This window comes from Streptomyces sp. NPDC001108 (assembly GCF_053598535.1).
Genome location: NZ_JBSFKL010000013.1, coordinates 162176 through 181316, shown reverse-complemented (window position 1 = coordinate 181316; position 19141 = coordinate 162176). Strand labels below are relative to the sequence as shown.

Here is a 19141-nt window from a genome sequence, read left to right as displayed (position 1 = left end):
TACGTCCGGCCGTACGGTGGACCGTTCGTCGGCCTGCGTATCCGGTCGTACTACGGTGGTCGGGACGTCGGTCCGTGTGTCCGGTCGTGCGGTGGTTCGGGCCAGGGGATCGCCGCTCGGGGGCGCGTCCGCGGCCGGTTCCTCGTCGGGCTCGTCCGGGGTGAGCAACTCCGCGATGTCCAGGACGTGATGGCCGCGCATGGTCGGCAGGCAACTGCCCCGGACCGGGCCGATCGCCGCCCCCCAGTGCGGCGGGATCGCCGCCATCCCGTGCAGGGCACCGGCCAGGGCGCCCGCCACCGCGGCCGTGGTGTCCGCGTCCCGGCCCATGTTGACCGCCGTCAGCACCGCCGCCCGGAAGTCGCCGCGCGCCGCCGCGAAGGCGCCGAAGGCCAGCCCCACCGCCTCGGGCGCCAGATCCGTCCACGGGTACCCGCCGATCACCACCGCGGACCGCACCGCGCGCTCCATGGTGAGCCGGTCGGGGTAGGAGCGCTGCGCCGCCGCCACCGCGCGCCGCAGCGAACGCGCCGTCCAGGAGTCCATCGGTACGACCGACAGGGCGGCGGCGATCACCGAGGCGACCCCGGCGCCCACCATCGCCGCGGCGACCCCGGCCGCCACCGCCCGGCCGCCGTAGATGCCCTCCCCCTCGTGGCTGACCCGCCCGTCCACCGCGACCAGCCGGGCCGCCTCGTCCGGGCGGCCCGCCGCGAACACCCCGAACGGGGCCGCCCGCATCGCCAGCCCGTCGCTCCAGGCGTGCCGGTGCTGGGCGGAGATCGGGGCGGCCAGCCCCCGGCGCAGATTCTCCAGCGTGCCCCGCTCGCTGAACCCGGCGCCGCGGAACTGTCCTTCGTCCAGATCGGCGATCCACCGGTGCCAGGCCCGCTCCACATGCGTGACGGTCAGCGCGGAACCGTGCCGGGCGAGCAGCAGCCCGGAGAAGATCGTGTACTCCGTGTCGTCCGTACCGGCGGGGTCGTCGCTCACGAAGCCCTCGATCCGGCCCCAGCGGCGACGGATCTCTGAGGGCCGCATGTTCTCCGCCGGCGCCCCCAGCGCGTCCCCGACCGCGAGGCCGAGCAGACAGCCGCGCGCCCGGTCGCCGGGGTCCGTCCGGGGTGTGCGGCCCGCGCTCGGCTCCGTCGGACCCCCTGTGATCAACTCCATCGCGTCGACCCCTTCGCTCGCGCCGAGCCAGTTCTCCGGCCTCCCCGCATCTGTGCCACGCGGAGCCCCGACAGAGGCCGCGGGCCACGAGAAAAGAGCCAGTCGGATGAGCCGTCAGAAGAGCTGAGGAAAGGCTTACTTACCTGGTCAGGGGTGGTGGTAAGTACGGCCTGCCTTGCTGGCGGGAGTCGTGTTTCGTGCGTACTTTCGGTGATGTCGAGCAGGGGTGGGGCGAGTGGAACCCGCTTCCGGAGAAGGGGAGATCCGTGGCCATCATCGAGAACGACGCCGTACTGCACGAGGCGCACCGCGACAACCACACCCACCGGGACGTCAACGGCGGCTGGCTGCGCCCCGCCGTGTTCGGGGCCATGGACGGCCTGGTCTCCAACCTCGCGCTGATGACCGGTGTCGCGGGCGGCGCGGTCTCCCAGCAGACCATCGTGATCACCGGCCTGGCGGGCCTGGCGGCCGGAGCGTTCTCCATGGCGGCCGGCGAGTACACCTCCGTGGCCTCTCAGCGGGAGCTGGTCGAGGCCGAACTCGCCGTGGAGCGGCGGGAGTTGCGCAAGCACCCGGTGGACGAGGAGCGGGAGCTCGCCGAGCTGTACGTGTCCCGGGGCGTCGAACCGGAGCTGGCCCGCGAGGTGGCGCGGCAGCTGTCGCGCGACCCGGAGCAGGCCCTGGAGATACACGCCCGCGAGGAGCTGGGCATCGACCCGGGCGATCTGCCCTCGCCACTGGTGGCCGCGGTGTCGTCGTTCGGCGCGTTCGCGCTGGGGGCGCTGCTGCCCGTGCTGCCGTACCTGCTCGGTGCGAGCGCGCTGTGGCCGGCCGTGCTGCTGGCGCTGGTCGGGCTGTTCACCTGCGGTGCGGTGGTGGCCAGGGTGACGGCCCGTGGCTGGCTGTTCAGCGGGCTGCGCCAGCTGCTGCTGGGCGGCGCCGCTGCGGCCGTGACCTACGGCCTGGGCATGCTGTTCGGCGTGGCCGTCGGAGGCTGAGGCCCGACGGCGGGGACGGACGGGCGGGCGTATCCGGGACCGGATGCGCCCGCCGTCGCATGTCCGGCCCGGGGTGGCGCCCGGCTGTCGTACGTCCGCCGTCGCGTGTCCGGGCCCGGGGCGCGCCCAGGCCGTCGCGTGTCCGCCGTCGATGTCCGGGCCCGGAGTGCGGCCGCCCGCCGTGCGCTCGCCCGCCTGCGCCCGCCGTCGATGTCCGGGCCCGGAGTGCGGCCGCCCGCCGTGCGCTCGCCCGCCTGCGCCCGCCGTCGTATGTCCCGGCTGTCACCCGTCTGCCCCGTTGTGCGTGCGCCGGTCGTGTGACGTACGTCTTCTTTCCCGCCTCTGGGCGGGGCGGCCCCTGCCCGCGTAAAATGAGTCGCCATGCAGGACTACGTATAAGTAGTCATTACCCGGCGGTTTCGTTTTCCTCGCCACCGGGCAAGAGCTGTAGACACCGCGGGCAACGACGCCTGCTCTCTGCGGCCCCAGGGCGCCGATCCTCCCTTTGCGACAACCCCTTCACCGGCTCATCCGGTGTCCGCATAGTGGAACGGGCTATCCGCTTTTTGAGAAGCGCCTCATCATGTATACCTGCATCACATTTCGCAGAGGGCCAACGTCGTCCCTCGGCATCGCACATGCCACGACGACGACGGGAGAGCCGATGCGTATCGACGCCTGGTCGCCCATGGACGGTCGCCCCGCCCAGCAGGGGATGTACGACCCCCGCAACGAGCACGACGCCTGCGGCGTCGGGTTCGTGGCCACTCTGACCGGTGTGGCCAGCCACGAGCTGGTCGAGCAGGCGCTGACCGTGCTCCGCAACCTCGAACACCGCGGTGCCACCGGATCGGAGCCCGATTCCGGCGACGGCGCCGGCATCCTCCTCCAGGTCCCGGACGCCTTCCTGCGCGCGGAGACCGCCTTCGACCTCCCCGAGGCCGGCGCCTACGCCGCCGGAATCGCCTTCCTGCCCGCCGACGACTCCACCGGGGCCGTCCGCGCACTGGAGAAGATCGCCGCCGAGGAGGGCCTCAAGGTCCTCGGCTGGCGCCAGGTCCCGGTCACCCCCGACCTCCTCGGCAAGGGCGCCCGCGCCACCATGCCCGAGTTCCGCCAGCTCTTCGTCGCGGACGGCACGAGCAGCGGCATCGCCCTGGACCGCCGGGCCTTCGTCCTGCGCAAGCGCGCCGAGCGGGAGGCCGGGGTCTACTTCCCGTCGCTCTCCGCCCGCACGATCGTCTACAAGGGCATGCTCACCACCGGGCAGCTGGAGCCGTTCTTCCCGGACCTCTCCGACCCCCGCCTGGCCACCGCCGTCGCCCTGGTCCACTCCCGGTTCTCCACCAACACCTTCCCGAGCTGGCCGCTCGCCCACCCGTACCGCTTCGTCGCCCACAACGGCGAGATCAACACGGTCAAGGGCAACCGCAACTGGATGAAGGCCCGCGAGTCCCAGCTCGCCACCGACCTGTTCGGCCCCGCCGACGGCGGACACGGCGACGCGTCACGGCTCGACCGGATCTTCCCCATCTGCACCCCCGACGCCTCCGACTCCGCCTCCTTCGACGAGGTGCTGGAACTGCTCCACCTCGGCGGCCGCTCACTGCCCCACTCGGTGCTGATGATGGTGCCCGAGGCGTGGGAGAGCCCCGAGGCGAAGAACGCCATGGACCCGGCCCGGCGCGCCTTCTACCAGTACCACTCCGCGATGATGGAGCCCTGGGACGGCCCCGCCTGCGTCACCTTCACCGACGGCGTCCAGGTCGGCGCGGTCCTCGACCGCAACGGGCTGCGCCCCGGCCGCTACTGGGTCACCGACGACGGGCTCGTGGTGCTCTCCTCCGAGGTCGGCGTCCTGGACATCGACCCCGCGAAGGTCGTCCGCAAGGGCCGCCTCCAGCCCGGCAGGATGTTCCTCGTCGACACGGCCGAGGGCCGCATCATCGAGGACGACGAGATCAAGGCGTCCCTCGCCGCCGAGCAGCCGTACGCGCAGTGGCTGGAAGCCGGCGAGATAGAGCTGGAGGACCTCCCCGAGCGGGAGCACATCGTGCACACGCACGCCTCCGTCACCCGCCGCCAGCAGACCTTCGGCTACACCGAGGAGGAGCTGCGCGTCATCCTCGCACCGATGGCCCGCACCGCCGGTGAACCGCTCGGCTCCATGGGCACGGACTCGCCGATCGCCGCGCTGTCCGAGCGCCCCCGCCTCCTCTTCGACTACTTCACCCAGCTCTTCGCGCAGGTCACCAACCCGCCGCTGGACGCCATCCGCGAGGAACTCGTCACCTCGCTGCGCTCAACGCTCGGCCCGCAGGGCAACCTGCTGGAGCCGACCGCCGCGTCCTGCCGCGCCGTCACGCTGCCGTTCCCGGTGATCGACAACGACGAGCTCGCCAAGCTGATACACATCAACGCCGACGGCGACATGCCGGGCATGAAGGCCGCCACCCTCGCCGGCCTCTACCGGGTCGGCGGCGGCGGCGAGGCCCTCGCCGCGCGGATCGAGGAGATCCGCGCCGAGGTCGACACCGCCATCGAGGACGGCGCCCGCCTGATCGTCCTCTCCGACCGGCACTCCGACGCCGAGCACGCCCCGATCCCCTCGCTGCTGCTCACCTCCGCCGTCCACCACCACCTCATCCGCACCAAGCAGCGCAGCCAGGTGGGCCTGCTGGTCGAGGCCGGGGACGTCCGCGAGGTCCACCACGTCGCGCTCCTCATCGGCTACGGCGCCGCCGCGGTCAACCCGTACCTCGCGATGGAGTCGGTCGAGGACCTGGTCCGCGCCGGTACGTTCATCGAGGGCATCGAGCCCGAGGCGGCCATCCGGAACCTGATCCACGCGCTCGGCAAGGGCGTTCTGAAGGTCATGTCCAAGATGGGCATCTCGACCGTCGCCTCCTACCGCGGCGCCCAGGTCTTCGAGGCCGTCGGCCTGGACGAGGAATTCGTCGCGAAGTACTTCCACGGCACCGCGACCAAGATCGGCGGCGCCGGTCTCGGCGTCGTCGCCCAGGAGGTCGCCGCCCGGCACGCCAAGGCGTACCCGCCCTCCGGGATCTCCGCCTCGCACCGCGCGCTGGAGATCGGCGGCGAGTACCAGTGGCGCCGCGAGGGCGAACCGCACCTCTTCGACCCGGAGACGGTCTTCCGCCTCCAGCACGCCACCCGCACCCGGCGCTACGACATCTTCAAGAAGTACACCGACCGGGTGAACGAGCAGTCCGAGCGCCTCATGACGCTCCGCGGCCTCTTCGGCTTCACCCAGGACCGCACCCCGGTCCCCGTCGACGAGGTCGAGCCCGTCTCCGAGATCGTCAAGCGCTTCTCCACCGGCGCCATGTCGTACGGCTCGATCTCCCGTGAGGCGCACGAGACCCTCGCCATCGCCATGAACCGGCTGGGCGCCAAGTCCAACACCGGCGAGGGCGGCGAGGACGCCGACCGGCTGTACGACCCCGAGCGACGCTCGGCCATCAAGCAGGTCGCCTCCGGCCGCTTCGGGGTGACCAGCGAATACCTGGTCAACGCCGACGACATCCAGATCAAGATGGCGCAGGGCGCCAAGCCCGGCGAGGGCGGCCAGCTGCCCGGCCACAAGGTCTACCCCTGGGTCGCGAAGACCCGGCACTCCACCCCCGGCGTCGGCCTGATCTCGCCGCCGCCGCACCACGACATCTACTCCATCGAGGATCTCGCCCAGCTGATCCACGACCTCAAGAACGCCAACCCGGCCGCCCGCATCCACGTGAAGCTGGTCTCCGAGGTCGGCGTCGGCACCGTCGCCGCCGGCGTCTCCAAGGCCCACGCCGACGTCGTGCTGATCTCCGGCCACGACGGCGGCACCGGAGCCTCCCCGCTGACCTCGCTGAAGCACGCGGGCGGCCCCTGGGAACTGGGCCTGGCCGAGACCCAGCAGACCCTGCTGCTCAACGGCCTGCGCGACCGGATCGTCGTCCAGACCGACGGCCAGCTCAAGACCGGCCGCGACGTCGTCGTCGCCGCCCTGCTGGGCGCCGAGGAGTTCGGTTTCGCGACCGCGCCGCTCGTCGTCTCCGGCTGCGTCATGATGCGCGTCTGCCACCTGGACACCTGCCCGGTCGGCATCGCCACCCAGAACCCCGTCCTGCGCGACCGGTTCTCCGGCAAGGCCGAGTACGTCGTGAACTTCTTCGAGTTCATCGCCCAGGAGGTCCGCGAGATCCTCGCCGGGCTCGGCTTCCGCTCGATCGAGGAGGCCGTCGGCCACGCCGAACTCCTCGACACCGACCGGGCCGTCACCCACTGGAAGGCCCAGGGCCTCGACCTGGCCCCGCTCTTCCACGTCCCCGAACTCCCCGAGGGCGCCGCCCGCCACCGGCTCGTCGAACAGGACCACGGCCTGGACAAGGCCCTCGACAACGAGCTGATCCGGCTCGCCGCCGACGCCCTGGACGCACCGGACGCCGGGAGCGCCCAGCCGGTCCGGGCCCAGCTCGCGATCCGCAACATCAACCGCACCGTCGGTACCATGCTCGGCCACGAGGTGACGAAGCGGTTCGGCGGCGCCGGACTGCCCGAGGACACCATCGACATCACCTTCACCGGCTCCGCCGGCCAGTCCTTCGGCGCCTTCGTCCCCAGCGGCGTCACCCTGCGCCTGGAGGGCGACGCCAACGACTACGTCGGCAAGGGCCTCTCCGGCGGCCGGATCGTCGTCCGCCCGGACCGCGGCGCCGACCACCTCGCCGAGTACTCCACCATCGCGGGGAACACCATCGCCTACGGCGCCACCGGCGGCGAACTCTTCCTGCGCGGCCGTACCGGCGAACGGTTCTGCGTCCGCAACTCCGGCGCCACCGTCGTCTCCGAGGGCGTGGGCGACCACGGCTGCGAGTACATGACCGGCGGCCACGCCGTCGTCCTCGGCGAGACCGGACGCAACTTCGCGGCCGGCATGTCCGGCGGCGTCGCGTACGTCGTCAACCTCAACCGCGACCACGTCAACCCCGGGAACCTCGGCGCGATCGAGGAGCTCTCCGCCACCGACCGGCAGTGGCTGCACGACGTCGTGCGCCGCCACCACGAGGAGACCGGCTCCACCGTCGCCGAGAAGCTGCTCGCCGACTGGGACAGCGCCGCGACCCGGTTCAGCAAGATCATCCCGTCCACGTACAAGGCAGTGCTCGCCGCCAAGGACGCCGCTGAGCTCGCCGGTCTCTCCGAACAGGAGACCACCGAGAAGATGATGGAGGCGGCGACCCATGGCTGACCCCAAGGGCTTCCTGACCACCGGACGCGAGGTCGCCGAGACCCGCCCCGTGGCCGAGCGCGTCAAGGACTGGAACGAGGTCTACGTCCCCGGCTCGCTGCTCCCGATCATCAGCAAGCAGGCCGGCCGCTGCATGGACTGCGGCATCCCGTTCTGCCACAACGGCTGCCCGCTCGGAAACCTGATCCCCGAGTGGAACGACTACGCCTACCGCGAGGACTGGGCGGCGGCGTCCGAGCGGCTGCACGCCACGAACAACTTCCCCGAGTTCACCGGCCGGCTCTGCCCCGCCCCGTGCGAGTCGGCGTGCGTGCTCGGCATCAACCAGCCGGCCGTCACCATCAAGAACGTCGAGGTCTCCATCATCGACAAGGCGTGGGACAGCGGCGACGTCACCCCGCGCCCGCCCGAGCGGCTCTCCGGCAAGACCGTCGCCGTCATCGGCTCGGGCCCGGCCGGTCTCGCCGCCGCCCAGCAGCTGACCCGGGCCGGCCACACCGTCGCCGTCTACGAGCGCGCGGACCGCATCGGGGGCCTCCTGCGGTACGGCATCCCCGCGTTCAAGATGGAGAAGTCGCACATCAACCGCCGCATCGAGCAGATGCGCGCGGAGGGCACCAAGTTCCGCACCGAGACGGAGATCGGCCGCGACATCGACGCCGCCAAGCTCCGCCGCCGCTACGACGCGGTGGTCGTCGCCGCGGGCGCCACGGTCTCGCGCGACCTGCCCGTCCCGGGCCGCGAGCTCAACGGCGTGCACTTCGCGATGGAGTACCTGCCGCTCGCCAACAAGGTGCAGGAGGGCGATCTGACGGTCGCCCCGATCACCGCCGAGGGCAAGCACGTCGTGGTCATCGGCGGCGGCGACACCGGGGCCGACTGCGTCGGCACCGCCCACCGCCAGGGCGCCCTGTCCGTCACCCAGCTGGAGATCATGCCGAGGCCGGGCGAGGAGCGGAACGCGGGCCAGCCCTGGCCGACCTTCCCGATGCTCTACAAGGTCACCTCCGCGCACGAGGAGGGCGGCGAGCGCGTCTACTCCGTCTCGACCACCCGCTTCGAGGGCGACGAGAACGGCGACGTCCAGGCCCTCCATCTGATCGAGGTGGAGTTCAAGGACGGCAGGCTGGAGCAGAAGCCCGGCACCGAGCGGCGCATCCCGGCCCAGCTGGTCACGCTCGCCATGGGCTTCACCGGAACCGACCAGGCCAACGGCCTGGTGCAGCAGTTCGGCCTGGAGCTCGACGAACGCGGCAACGTCGCCCGGGACGCGGACTTCGCCACCAACGTCGACGGGGTCTTCGTCGCCGGTGACGCCGGACGCGGCCAGTCCCTCATCGTCTGGGCCATCGCCGAGGGCCGCTCCGCGGCACGCGGCGTGGACCGCTACCTGACCGGGGCCAGCTCCCTGCCGGCCCCGATCCGCCCGACCGACCGCGCCCTGACGGTCTGATCGCGGCCTGCCGAGACGTCCCGTACAACGGCGTACGGAACTGACCGCGGCGCCTGCCCGTCCCCGACCGGACGATTCGGCAGGCGCCGCGGTGCGTTCCGGGCCCGCCGGGTCGCCGTCGACCGGAAGGCCACCCGGCAGGCTCTCAGCCCGCCAGCGCGGAGTTCTTGAGCACCACCAGCAGCACCAGCACCGCGAGCAGCACCACGCACGCGGCGGCCTGGAACGCGGTACGCCGGTTCGCCGGGGCGTAGGCGTACGCGAGCGTCACGATGCCGCCGGTCAGCAGCCCGCCCAGATGGCCCTGCCAGGAGGCGAACCCCGCCGAGATCACCATCCAGAGCAGGAACATCGCCATGAACCGGTTGACCGGCGCCATGTCCCGGCCCAGCCGCAGATGGATGACGTAGAAGGCCGCGCCGAGGCCGAAGATCGCGCCCGAGGCGCCCACCGTCAGGTCGGACGGCGCGATCAGATGGACCAGCACCGAACCGCCCAGCGCGGACAGCAGATACAGCGCCAGGTAGCGGGCCCGGCCCAGCTGCTGCTCGACGACCCGGCCCAGGTTCCACAGCGCGTACATGTTGAAGACGATGTGCAGGATCCCGAACGGCAGCGCCCCCAGGGTCGCCCCGGTCGGCGGCAGGTGCAGGAAGGCCCCGGTCAGCAGCCGGTACCACTCGCCGTCGACCACCCCGATCGCGTCGAAGCCGGGGATGGTGCCGGCCCCGGGCTGGTAGACGTAGTACCCCTTGTCCGGGCCCACCAGCCCGGCCCCCAGCATCGCGAACCGGTCGAGGATCCCCGGTCGGACCACCTCGCCCAGGTAGGCGGCGATGTTCAGCCCCATCAGGACGTACGTGACGATCGGCACCGCGGACCGGGGAACCGCGCCCCCGAAGACGGTGCGCGGCTGCCGGACCGACCGCTGGCCCTCCTTCACGCACTCCACGCACTGGTGGCCGACGGCCGCCTCCCGCATGCAGTCGGGGCATATGAAGCGCTCGCAGCGCACGCAGCTGACATAGGTCTCGTACGACGGATGGCGGTAACAGGTGGTGGCTGCGGCCTCCACGACGGGCTCCTTCGGTAGGGCGGGCACGAACGGCCGGTGGGGCGGCGGCGGATCAGGACGCGGCGGATCGGGGCGCGGCGATCAAGATAGCGAACGCCGTACGGAGGGCCGGAAGGCCGGGGGCGCGGGAACGGGCGGAGAATGGCCGGGTGCCTACCAAGAAGAAGCCCCGGGCTACCCCCTCACCCGAACGGCGGAGCGAACTGCTCGCCACCGCGGCCGAGGTCTTCGCCGCGCAGGGATACAACGCCACCACCGTCCGCAAGATCGCGGACGCGGCCGGGATGCTCGCGGGCAGCCTCTACTACCACTTCGATTCCAAGGAATCGATGATCGACGAGATCCTCTCGACCTTCCTCGACGAGCTCTGGGAGGGGTACGACGCGGTGCTCGACGCCGGGCTGCCGCCCAGGGCGACCATCGAGGCACTGGTCACCGAGTCCTTCCGGGAGATCGACCGGCACCGGGCCGCCGTCGCCATCTACCAGAAGGAGGCCCGGCACCTCGCCGCCCAGCCGCGCTTCGGCTACCTCGTGGAGTCCCAGCGGAGATTCGAGAAGGCCTGGCTCGGCACGCTGGAGCGCGGCGTCGCCGACCGCAGCTTCCGCGCCGACCTCGACATCCGGCTCACCTACCGCTTCGTCCGCGACACCGTCTGGGTCGCGGCCTCCTGGTACCGGCCGGGCGGGCTGCACAGCCCCGAGGAGATCGCCCGCCAGTACCTCTCGATGGTCCTGGACGGCATCGCCCTGGATTCCGCCCCGCCGGAAGACTGACCCGGCGGCCCGCCCGGCGCGTCCCCGTCACGGTTCGCCGGAACGTGCTACGGTGGGGGCGTTGCAGTTTTGGTACCCATGAACTTTTGGTGCGCCTGACGGGAATGCTTCGTCAGGCGCATTATTGTTTTCCGGCTTTCTCCGGATGGGGCTCAATGCGGCGACTCGGAATTCGTAAAGTGCGGAATTCCGGCACTGCACCTCGTAAGGAGAACAATATGGCCACCGGAACCGTGAAGTGGTTCAACTCTGAAAAGGGCTACGGCTTCATCGAGCAGGACGGCGGCGGCGCCGACGTCTTCGCCCACTACTCCAACATCGCGACCCAGGGCTTCCGCGAGCTCGTCGAGGGTCAGAAGGTCAGCTTCGACGTCACGCAGGGCCAGAAGGGCCCGCAGGCGGAGAACATCGTCCCGGCCTGATCAGCCGCCGGACGCGTACCTCGCAGCCGGGGCCCGCACCACGAAGGTGCGGGTCCCGGCTTGTGCTGTCCCGGGGCCCCTACCGGGCCTGACCGCCGGTACCGGCACCCCCAGCAGTCCCACGCAGTTCCGAGGAAATCCACCGGACACCCCGGAACTCCTCAGGAATCCCCCAGGAGGGCAATTCCGTATGACCCGCTCCGAACGCCCGGACCGGCCCGCCCGCACCCGCTCGCCGAGGGGGCGCGGCACGGCCCCGGACAGGGCACCCGCCAAGGGTTCCGGCAAGGGATCCGGCAAGGCGTCGTCCCGTCGCAGGGCCACACCGTCGCAGGGCGAGTTCGCCCTTCCGGAGACCGTGACCCCCGCCCTGCCCGCCGTGGAGGCGTTCGCCGAGCTGGACATGGACGAAGCCCTGCTGAAGACCCTCGCCGCGCAGGGCGTCACCGAGCCGTTCCCGATCCAGGGCGCCACCCTGCCGAACTCGCTGGCCGGCCGGGACATCCTCGGCCGGGGCCGCACCGGCTCCGGCAAGACCCTCGCCTTCGGCCTCGCGCTGCTGGCCCGCACCGCCGGGCGGCGCGCCGAGCCCAAGGCCCCGCTGGCGCTCGTCCTCGTCCCCACCCGTGAGCTGGCCCAGCAGGTCACCGACGCGCTGACGCCGTACGCGGCCGCCCTGCGGCTGCGGCTGACCACGGTCGTCGGCGGCATGTCGATCACCCGGCAGTCCGCCGCGCTGCGCCGGGGCGCCGAGGTGCTCGTCGCCACGCCCGGCCGGCTGAAGGACCTCATCGAGCGGGGCGACTGCGAGCTGGACCGGGTCGCGATCACCGTTCTCGACGAGGCCGACCAGATGGCCGACATGGGCTTCATGCCGCAGGTCGTCGGGTTGCTGAAGCAGGTCGAGCCGGGCGGTCAGCGGATGCTGTTCTCGGCCACGCTCGACAAGAACATCGACCGGCTGGTCACGATGTTCCTGACCGACCCGGTCGTGCACTCCGTGGACCCGTCCGCCGGTGCGGTCACCACCATGGAGCACCATGTGCTGCACGTGGCCGACGCGACCGACAAGAAGGCCGTGGCCGTCCGGATCGCCGCCCGGGACGGCCGGGTGATCATGTTCGTGGACACCAAGCGCGGTGCCGACCGGTTCGCCAAGCGGCTGCTGGCCAGCGGCGTACGGGCCGCGGCGCTGCACGGCGGGCGGTCCCAGCCGCAGCGCAACCGGACCCTGGACCAGTTCAAGAACGGCCAGGTCACCGCGTTGGTGGCGACGAACGTGGCGGCCCGCGGCATCCACGTCGACGATCTCGACCTGGTCGTGAACGTGGACCCGCCGACCGACCACAAGGACTATCTGCACCGGGGCGGGCGCACCGCCCGCGCGGGGGAGTCCGGCAGTGTCGTCACGCTGGTGCTGCCCGAGGAGAAGCGGGACATGGCCCGGCTGATGTCGGACGCGGGCATCGCCCCGCGGACCACCCGGGTCAGCTCCGGCGACGAGGAGCTCGTCCGGATCACCGGCGCCCGCGAGCCGTCCGGCGTCGCGGTCGTCGTCGAGGTCCCGCAGCCGACCCCGCCCAAGCAGCGCACCCGCTCCGGCGGCGGACGCGGCCGGCGCGGCGGCGCGGGACAGGGGAGCGGCGAGGCCCGCGGCACCGGCGGCGCGACCCGTACGAACGGCACCGGCGGCGCGGCCCGTACGAACGGCTCGGGCGGGGCTTCCCGTACGGCGGGCGCGGGCGGCGGCCGCGGAGCCGGTTCCGGTGGCGGCCGTCCCGCGGGTTCCGGCGGCGGCCGGGGCCGGGGCGGGGCACGCCCGCAGGGCGCCGGGCGCTCCGGCCAGGGGCGCGGCGGCAGGGCCGCTTAGCGACAAGGGCCCCGGGGACGGTCCTACGTGTCGCAGTCCAGGACCGTCCCGCACAGCCCGCACCGGGCCCGGACCCGGCCGCGCGCCGGGAGCCGGAGGCGCTGGTGGCAGACCGGGCAGCCGAAGGAGACCCGCAGCGCGTCCGGCGCCCCCTCGAAGGTGTACGGGGCGTCCGGCGCCCCGGGCGTGCCCGCCCGCTCCCGGGCCTGGCGCCGGGCCCGCGCGTAGCGGCGGCGGTCCGGTCCGCCCGCCGCCGCGAGCGGGGGGCTGCGGAGGTCCCGCAGCGCCCGGTCCCGCCCGGCGCGGAACGCGTCGTACGCCTGCGGGCTGGTGAACCACGGCGACGGGTCCTCGTCGAAGGCCGACGCCCGCTGGGCGAGGACGTAGCCGAACTCCTCCGGGGTGAGGTAGCCGAGCTTCTGGCTCGAGACCGCGTCCTCGCGGAAGGCATCGAGCAGCAGCCAGCCGGCGCCCAGGTAGGCGGCCACGGTGTCGGTGAGGATCTCGTTGTCCCGGGTGCCGGGGAACGCCAGGCCGAGCCGGTGCAGCAGCACATGGGTGATCTCGTGGGAGAGCGCGGCGCCGATGTCCCCGCGATGGGTGCGGAACCGGTCGTTGAGTTCGACGAAGTACTCCGGCCCGGCGGCCAGTTCGACCTCGGCGGCATGCTCCATCGTGCGGAACGAGACGATCATCCGGGCGTCCGGAAGCCGGAGGTGCCGGGCGACCGACCGGGCCACCCGCTGGGTGCCGAGGTGGAGGTTCTCCCCGGCGAGGAGGGTGGTCCCGGCGGCGGTGAGGCTCGTGGCGTAGGAGCGGACGCCGTCGTACGAGAGCCGCCGATAGAGCGCGGTGATCGCGGACCGGACCGTCGCGAGATGCGGGAATCCATGGACCACCGGGCTGCGGATGGTCCGGTGGCTGCCGTCCGTCATGTCCCCCCGTTCCCGAGGATCGGCCGGTCGTACCGGCCGGATTCCACTGTAGCGGCAGGGGTGCGGGCGATCTTGGCCGGAAAGTGATCCTTGTGGGGTTCATGATCATTTCCTGATAATCCCAAGCGTGCCTTTGTCGGGTCCATGACCAGGGTGTGGTGTCGTGCCGCACCCCCGGTCACCATCCGGCCCGGGGCACGGGCACTCCCCACAAGCACACCCCCACAAGCACCCCCCACCCGGCACACCCCCCACGAAAGAAGGCAGTTCCATGAAGCAGCTTCTGCGTGCCGTGAAGAGATGTTCCGTCATAGCCGCCGTCGTCCTCGCCGGCTTCAGCCTCCAGCCCGCCGGCGCCTCCGCCGCCCCCCAGCCGGTCGTCGGCGGAACCCGCGCCGCCCAGGGCGAGTTCCCGTTCATGGTCCGGCTCTCGATGGGCTGCGGCGGCGCCCTCTACGCCAAGGACATCGTCCTCACCGCCGCGCACTGCGTCGACGGATCGGGCAACAACACCTCCATCACCGTCACCGGAGGGGTCGTCGACCTCCAGTCCGCCAGCGCGGTCAAGGTCAAGTCCACCAAGGTCCTCCAGGCCCCCGGCTACAACGGCGCGGGCAAGGACTGGGCGCTCATCAAGCTCGCCCAGCCCATCAACCAGCCGACCCTGAAGATCGCCACCACCACCGCGTACAACAACGGCACCTTCACCGTCGCCGGCTGGGGCGCGGCCACCGAGGGCGGCGCCCAGCAGCGCTACCTGCTGAAGGCCAACGTGCCCTTCGTCTCCGACGCCGACTGCCAGGCCGCCTACGGAGGCGACCTCATCCCCGGCGACGAGATCTGCGCCGGACTCCTCTCCACCGGCGGCGTCGACACCTGCCAGGGCGACTCCGGCGGCCCCATGTTCCGCAAGGACAACGCCGGAGCCTGGATCCAGGTCGGCATCGTCAGCTGGGGCAACGGCTGCGCCCGACCCGGCTACCCCGGCGTGTACAGCGAGGTCTCGACCTTCGCCGCCAACATCGCCTCGGCGGCGGCCACGCTCTGAGTCACCCCCGAACCACCCCGGGGGCGCCCCCGAACACGGGCGCCCCCGGGCCCAGCTCCACGAACGGGGCCCCCGCCCCCTCCACCTCCAGCACCCACACCTCGTTGCCGCCCTCCCGCAGCACCGGCCCCGGCACATACAGCGTCCGCTGCGCGCCCACCGACCAGTAGCGGCCCAGACAGAAGCCGTTCACCCACACGAACCCCCGCACCCAGCCCGGCAGTTCGAGCCCCGCGTGCCCGACCCCGGCCACCCCGTCGAGCTCGAACGTCCCCCGGAACAGCCCCGTCCCGTCGGACCGGCCGACCTCCTCGAACGCCACCCGCTCCACCGCCCCCGGCTCCTCGAACGCGTCCAGCCGCAGCGCCCGCGCCCGCACCCCGTGCAGATACTGCCGCTCGTGCCGCACCCCGCCCGTGATCCCCTTGGACTCGCCGAGCCGCGGCCCGTAGTTGACCCGGCCCAGCGACTCCACCCACAGCTCGACCTCCGCGGGCCCCGCCACCGGCTCCGCCAGGACACTCTCCTCGGCCGTCAGCACCCCCGCCCGGACCCCGTCCACCCGCACCACGGCCCGGTCCCGGAGCCCCGTCACATCCAGCGCGTACGGCTGACGCGGACCCGGCACGGACACCCGGTAACGCACCAGACCCCGGTCCACGCCAAGCTCCTCGAAGGTCGGCGGCATCCCGGACGGCGCCCCCTCCTCGTCACCCAGCGCCCCCAGCACCGCATCCAGCGACGCCCACCCCGTCAGCCGCACCCGCACCGGCTCCGCCAGCCCGACCGGCTCCGGCGGCAGCTCGGGCAGCGGCCCGTCCGCGTACGGGGCGAGCACCTCACGGAACATCCGGAACTTCTCCGTGGCCCGGCCGTACTCGTCGATCGGCGCGTCGTAGTCGTACGACGTCACCGTCGGCAGGAAGTCCTGGTCCTGGAGCGGACCCGACCGGTTCGCCCCCGCCCACCCGGCGAAGTTCGTCCCCCCGTGCGCCATGTAGATGTTCACCGACGCCCCGCACTCCAGGATCTCCCGCAGCGCCTCGGTGGCCGGCCGGGGATCGCGCTCCATCGGCCCGGCACCCCAGTGCTCGAACCAGCCGCACCAGAACTCCATGCACATCAGCGGCCCCTTCGGCTGATGACGGCGCAGCACCTCGAAGGCCTCCCGCGCCCCCGAACCGAAATTCGCCGTCGCCAGCAGACCAGGCACGGAACCGCCCGTCAGCATGTGGTCCTCCGGCCCGTCCGACGTGAACAGGGGAACGGTCAGCCCCCGCTCGCGCAGCATCCCGGCCACCCGCCGCAGATAGACCCGGTCGGAGCCGAAACTCCCGTACTCGTTCTCCGCCTGCACCATGATCACCGGACCGCCGCGCCCGATCTGCCGCTGCACCACCTGCGGCAGCAGCGCCGAGAACCAGCGCTCCACCGCCCCCAGATACCCCTCGTCACGCGAGCGCACCCGCCGCCCGAACCGCCCCGTCACCCAGACCGGCAGACCACCGTTCTCCCACTCGGCACAGATGTACGGACCCGGACGGACGATCGCCCACAGCCCGGCCCGCTGCGCCGCGTCCAGGAACCGGCCGAGCGCGCCCACGTCCCGGAACCGGCCCGGCCGCGGCTCGTGCAGATTCCACGGCACATACGTCTCCACGCAGTTCAGGCCCATGGCACGGAGCATCGACAGCCGGTGGTCCCACTGCTCCTCGTGCACCCGGAAGTAGTGCAGGGCCCCCGACAGCAGCCGTACGGGCTTCCCGTCGAGCCGGAAGTGGTCGTCCCCCACGGTGAAGTCAGCCATCGTGCTCGTAACTCTCCTGTGCGCGCGGCCCCCCGTGACCCGCGCACCCGGGGCGTACGACGGCACGCACCACGGAGCGGGCGGACCCGGGAGGAATGGTGCCCCCACCCTCGCCCTCTGGCGCCCGGCCGGTCCATGGACAAAGATCACTACTGTTTGGACGCAAATGTTCAAACCCGTGCCCGACCTGGCACGGAAGTGGTCGAAGGAGGAGCGAGGGCGGCCGATGTACCACACCTGGATGCGGTTCTTCACCCCCAGCCCGCTCCACCACCGGCTGGGCCTGGTCTGCCTCGGCGTGGGGCTCCAGCACGGCACCCTGCCCACCGTCGGCCCGCGCACCCTCGACCACCACGTGGCCGTCGTCGTCCACTCCGGCAGCGGCTGGTTCACCGGGGCCGACGGCCGCCGGATCCCCGTCACCGCACCCAGCCTGATCTGGCTCACCCCCGGCACCCCGCACCACTACGGCGCCGACCCCGACACCGGCTGGGACGAGAGCTTCGTCGACTTCACCGGCCCGGCCACCGCCACCTACACCGAACTCGGCTACATCGAGCCCGACCGGCCGCTCGTCCCGCTCGCCGACACGGCCGCACCCCGCGCCGCGATCAGCCGGATCGTCCGCGCCGCCCGCCGGGGCAACCCGCTCCTGGAAGTGGAGACCGGAGCCGCCGTCCACGAACTGCTCGTCGCCCTGCGCCGGGCCCGCGCCGACGTCAGCCCGGACGGCGACCCCGTCCTGCAGGCCCTCGCCCGCGACGCCTTCCAGCCGTTGTCGGTCGCCGAGCACGCCGCCCGGCACGGCATGACCACCGCCGAACTGCGGACGGCCGTACGACGGGGCGCCGGACGCAGCCCCAAGGACTACCTCCTCGGCATCCGCCTCGGCCGCGCCAAGGAACTCCTCGCCGCCACCGACCTGCCGGTCGCCGCCGTCGCCCGCCGCGTCGGCTACGACGACCCCGCCTACTTCTCCCGACTCTTCGCCCGCCGGGTCGGCACCGCCCCCGTCCGCTTCCGTGAACAGCAGGGACACACCGTCCCCGGCGGCTGGAGCGACCGGATTCCGGACTCGGAGCACCCACCGACGATCATCCCGCCCGGCCCGGCCGTCTAAGCTCGCTGACCATGACGACCAGGGACATCGACGAGTCCGTGAACGCCGAACTGAACCGGCTGCGCGAGAGCATCGACAACATCGACGCCGCTGTGGTCCACATGCTCGCCGAGCGCTTCAAGTGCACCCAGCAGGTCGGCCACCTCAAGGCCGCCCACCACCTGCCCCCCGCCGACCCGGCCCGCGAGAGCCGGCAGATCGCCCGGCTGCGACAGCTCGCGGAGAGCGCCCACCTCGACCCGGCCTTCGCCGAGAAGCTGCTGAATTTCATCGTCGCGGAGGTCATCCGCCACCACGAACGGATCGCGGAGGAATCCGCCACCGCCACCGAACACTGAACACACCCCCTGCGACGACCGGCCGGACACCACCGGTCAACCCCGCGACGACAGCCGCCGCACACCCCCGGGCCCACCCGCCCGACACCGCCCGCGCCGCACCGACCGCACCACCCCCGCGGTCAGCAACAGCCCGAACCCCGTCGCCAGCACGACGATCGCGGCACCCGCCGACTCGTTCACATGACCGCCCTGGCCCACCGGCTCGGGCGCCCCGCCGCCGGCCCACTCCGGCAGCACCAGCAACCCCACCCCCACCAGGGCCAGGAGCACCCACCCCACGCTCTCGCGGCGCGCGGACCGCACCGCCACCAGCGCGCCCACGGCCAGCAGCACCGCACACCCCAGCGCCGGAAGCACCGTGTACCCCCACCACTCCGACAACAACGGCCGCCAGTACCACTCCGCGGCCGGCCGCGGCCCGTCGTAGTAGTACAGCGTCCGAGGCCGGGGCTCGCCCAGGAAGTCCCGCAACGTCCCCGGCACCACCCCGCCCACCAGCCCACCACCGAACACCAGCCCCGCGAACCGGCCGGGCCGACCCCCGTCGGCCCGGCCGATCCGCACCGCCACCACCGCCGCACAGCCCGCCAGCAACCCCAGGAACACCCCCTTCACCGCCCCATGACCCACCGGCGTCCAGGCACTCCACGGATAGTTCTCCAACCGCGCCGCCCGCCACATCCCGACGAGACACCACACCAGCGCCCCCGCCGCCACCCCGCACGGCACCACCCCCACCACCCGCCGCCGCCCACCCCGACACCCCGCCGCCCCGACAACCACTTCCCGACCCCCACACCTCTCCCGACCCGTCCGCCGCAGGACGGGACGCCTCCCACACCCGCACGGTTCCGGAGACCCCC

General features: G+C 72.4%; 13 protein-coding genes and 1 pseudogene. 9 read left to right on the top strand and 5 right to left on the bottom strand.

Annotated features, from left to right (window positions below):
- Positions 1 to 117: 117 nt before the first annotated feature.
- A pseudogene (locus ACWC97_RS26390) lies at positions 118 to 1173 on the bottom strand (ADP-ribosylglycohydrolase family protein); the annotation flags it as partial.
- Positions 1174 to 1439: 266 nt separating this feature from the next.
- On the opposite strand from ACWC97_RS26390, the gene ACWC97_RS26385 reads away from it, so the two are divergent.
- The 3 genes from ACWC97_RS26385 to ACWC97_RS26375 all read left to right on the top strand — a co-directional run bounded on the left by ACWC97_RS26385 (position 1440) and on the right by ACWC97_RS26375 (position 8884).
- Complete coding sequence (locus ACWC97_RS26385; RefSeq protein WP_352274953.1) at positions 1440 to 2174, top strand: VIT1/CCC1 transporter family protein; 735 nt, start codon at positions 1440 to 1442, stop codon at positions 2172 to 2174.
- A gap of 664 nt (positions 2175 to 2838) precedes the next feature.
- Positions 2839 to 7431, top strand: a complete 4593-nt coding sequence (gene gltB, locus ACWC97_RS26380) for a glutamate synthase large subunit (RefSeq protein WP_450651935.1) — start codon at positions 2839 to 2841, stop codon at positions 7429 to 7431.
- Entirely contained in the window at positions 7424 to 8884 is a 1461-nt protein-coding gene (locus ACWC97_RS26375; protein ID WP_352274955.1) for a glutamate synthase subunit beta, read from the top strand. The genes gltB and ACWC97_RS26375 overlap by 8 nt, the downstream gene beginning before the upstream one ends.
- Positions 8885 to 9029: 145 nt before the next feature.
- Here the strand turns inward: ACWC97_RS26375 and ACWC97_RS26370 are convergent, their stop codons facing one another.
- Entirely contained in the window at positions 9030 to 9959 is a 930-nt protein-coding gene (locus ACWC97_RS26370; protein WP_450651933.1) for a rhomboid family intramembrane serine protease, read from the bottom strand.
- Between the two features lie 149 nt (positions 9960 to 10108).
- On the opposite strand from ACWC97_RS26370, the gene ACWC97_RS26365 reads away from it, so the two are divergent.
- The 3 genes from ACWC97_RS26365 to ACWC97_RS26355 all read left to right on the top strand — a co-directional run bounded on the left by ACWC97_RS26365 (position 10109) and on the right by ACWC97_RS26355 (position 13027).
- Complete coding sequence (locus tag ACWC97_RS26365) at positions 10109 to 10735, top strand: TetR/AcrR family transcriptional regulator (protein WP_352274957.1); 627 nt, start codon at positions 10109 to 10111, stop codon at positions 10733 to 10735.
- 218 nt (positions 10736 to 10953) lie between these two features.
- Positions 10954 to 11157 carry a cold-shock protein gene (locus tag ACWC97_RS26360; protein ID WP_352274958.1) on the top strand — a complete coding sequence of 68 codons (204 nt, stop codon included), beginning with the start codon at positions 10954 to 10956 and terminating at the stop codon, positions 11155 to 11157.
- Between the two features lie 190 nt (positions 11158 to 11347).
- Entirely contained in the window at positions 11348 to 13027 is a 1680-nt protein-coding gene (locus tag ACWC97_RS26355) for a DEAD/DEAH box helicase (RefSeq protein WP_450651930.1), read from the top strand.
- Between the two features lie 23 nt (positions 13028 to 13050).
- Here ACWC97_RS26355 and ACWC97_RS26350 read toward each other — a convergent pair whose 3' ends face one another.
- Entirely contained in the window at positions 13051 to 13962 is a 912-nt protein-coding gene (locus tag ACWC97_RS26350; protein WP_450651928.1) for a hypothetical protein, read from the bottom strand.
- 271 nt (positions 13963 to 14233) lie between these two features.
- Here ACWC97_RS26350 and ACWC97_RS26345 point away from each other — a divergent pair, with 271 nt between their 5' ends.
- Positions 14234 to 15010: a S1 family peptidase gene (locus ACWC97_RS26345; protein WP_352274961.1), complete on the top strand. Its 777-nt coding sequence runs from the start codon at positions 14234 to 14236 to the stop codon at positions 15008 to 15010.
- A gap of 1 nt (position 15011) precedes the next feature.
- Here ACWC97_RS26345 and ACWC97_RS26340 read toward each other — a convergent pair whose 3' ends face one another.
- A complete protein-coding gene (locus tag ACWC97_RS26340; RefSeq protein ID WP_450651926.1) occupies positions 15012 to 16817 on the bottom strand; it encodes a glycoside hydrolase family 35 protein in 1806 nt (601 codons plus the stop codon).
- A 226-nt stretch (positions 16818 to 17043) separates the two neighbouring features.
- On the opposite strand from ACWC97_RS26340, the gene ACWC97_RS26335 reads away from it, so the two are divergent.
- Both ACWC97_RS26335 and ACWC97_RS26330 read left to right on the top strand, forming a co-directional pair.
- Positions 17044 to 17937, top strand: coding sequence for a helix-turn-helix domain-containing protein (locus ACWC97_RS26335; RefSeq protein ID WP_352275105.1), 894 nt, complete (start codon positions 17044 to 17046; stop codon positions 17935 to 17937).
- Between the two features lie 11 nt (positions 17938 to 17948).
- Complete coding sequence (locus ACWC97_RS26330) at positions 17949 to 18275, top strand: chorismate mutase (protein ID WP_352274963.1); 327 nt, start codon at positions 17949 to 17951, stop codon at positions 18273 to 18275.
- A gap of 36 nt (positions 18276 to 18311) precedes the next feature.
- Here ACWC97_RS26330 and ACWC97_RS26325 read toward each other — a convergent pair whose 3' ends face one another.
- Positions 18312 to 19019 carry a hypothetical protein gene (locus tag ACWC97_RS26325; protein ID WP_450651924.1) on the bottom strand — a complete coding sequence of 236 codons (708 nt, stop codon included), beginning with the start codon at positions 19017 to 19019 and terminating at the stop codon, positions 18312 to 18314.
- Positions 19020 to 19141: the final 122 nt, after the last annotated feature.

What these genes read in the sequence shown, in the direction of transcription:
- ACWC97_RS26340 (WP_450651926.1), bottom strand. Translation starts at nt 16,817, where the DNA reads ATGGCTGACTTCACCGTGGGGGACGACCACTTCCGGCTCGACGGGAAG.
- ACWC97_RS26360 (WP_352274958.1), top strand. Translation starts at nt 10,954, where the DNA reads ATGGCCACCGGAACCGTGAAGTGGTTCAACTCTGAAAAGGGCTACGGC.
- ACWC97_RS26345 (WP_352274961.1), top strand. Translation starts at nt 14,234, where the DNA reads ATGAAGCAGCTTCTGCGTGCCGTGAAGAGATGTTCCGTCATAGCCGCC.
- ACWC97_RS26355 (WP_450651930.1), top strand. Translation starts at nt 11,348, where the DNA reads ATGACCCGCTCCGAACGCCCGGACCGGCCCGCCCGCACCCGCTCGCCG.
- ACWC97_RS26375 (WP_352274955.1), top strand. Translation starts at nt 7,424, where the DNA reads ATGGCTGACCCCAAGGGCTTCCTGACCACCGGACGCGAGGTCGCCGAG.
- gltB (WP_450651935.1), top strand. Translation starts at nt 2,839, where the DNA reads ATGCGTATCGACGCCTGGTCGCCCATGGACGGTCGCCCCGCCCAGCAG.
- ACWC97_RS26350 (WP_450651928.1), bottom strand. Translation starts at nt 13,962, where the DNA reads ATGACGGACGGCAGCCACCGGACCATCCGCAGCCCGGTGGTCCATGGA.
- ACWC97_RS26330 (WP_352274963.1), top strand. Translation starts at nt 17,949, where the DNA reads ATGACGACCAGGGACATCGACGAGTCCGTGAACGCCGAACTGAACCGG.
- ACWC97_RS26335 (WP_352275105.1), top strand. Translation starts at nt 17,044, where the DNA reads ATGTACCACACCTGGATGCGGTTCTTCACCCCCAGCCCGCTCCACCAC.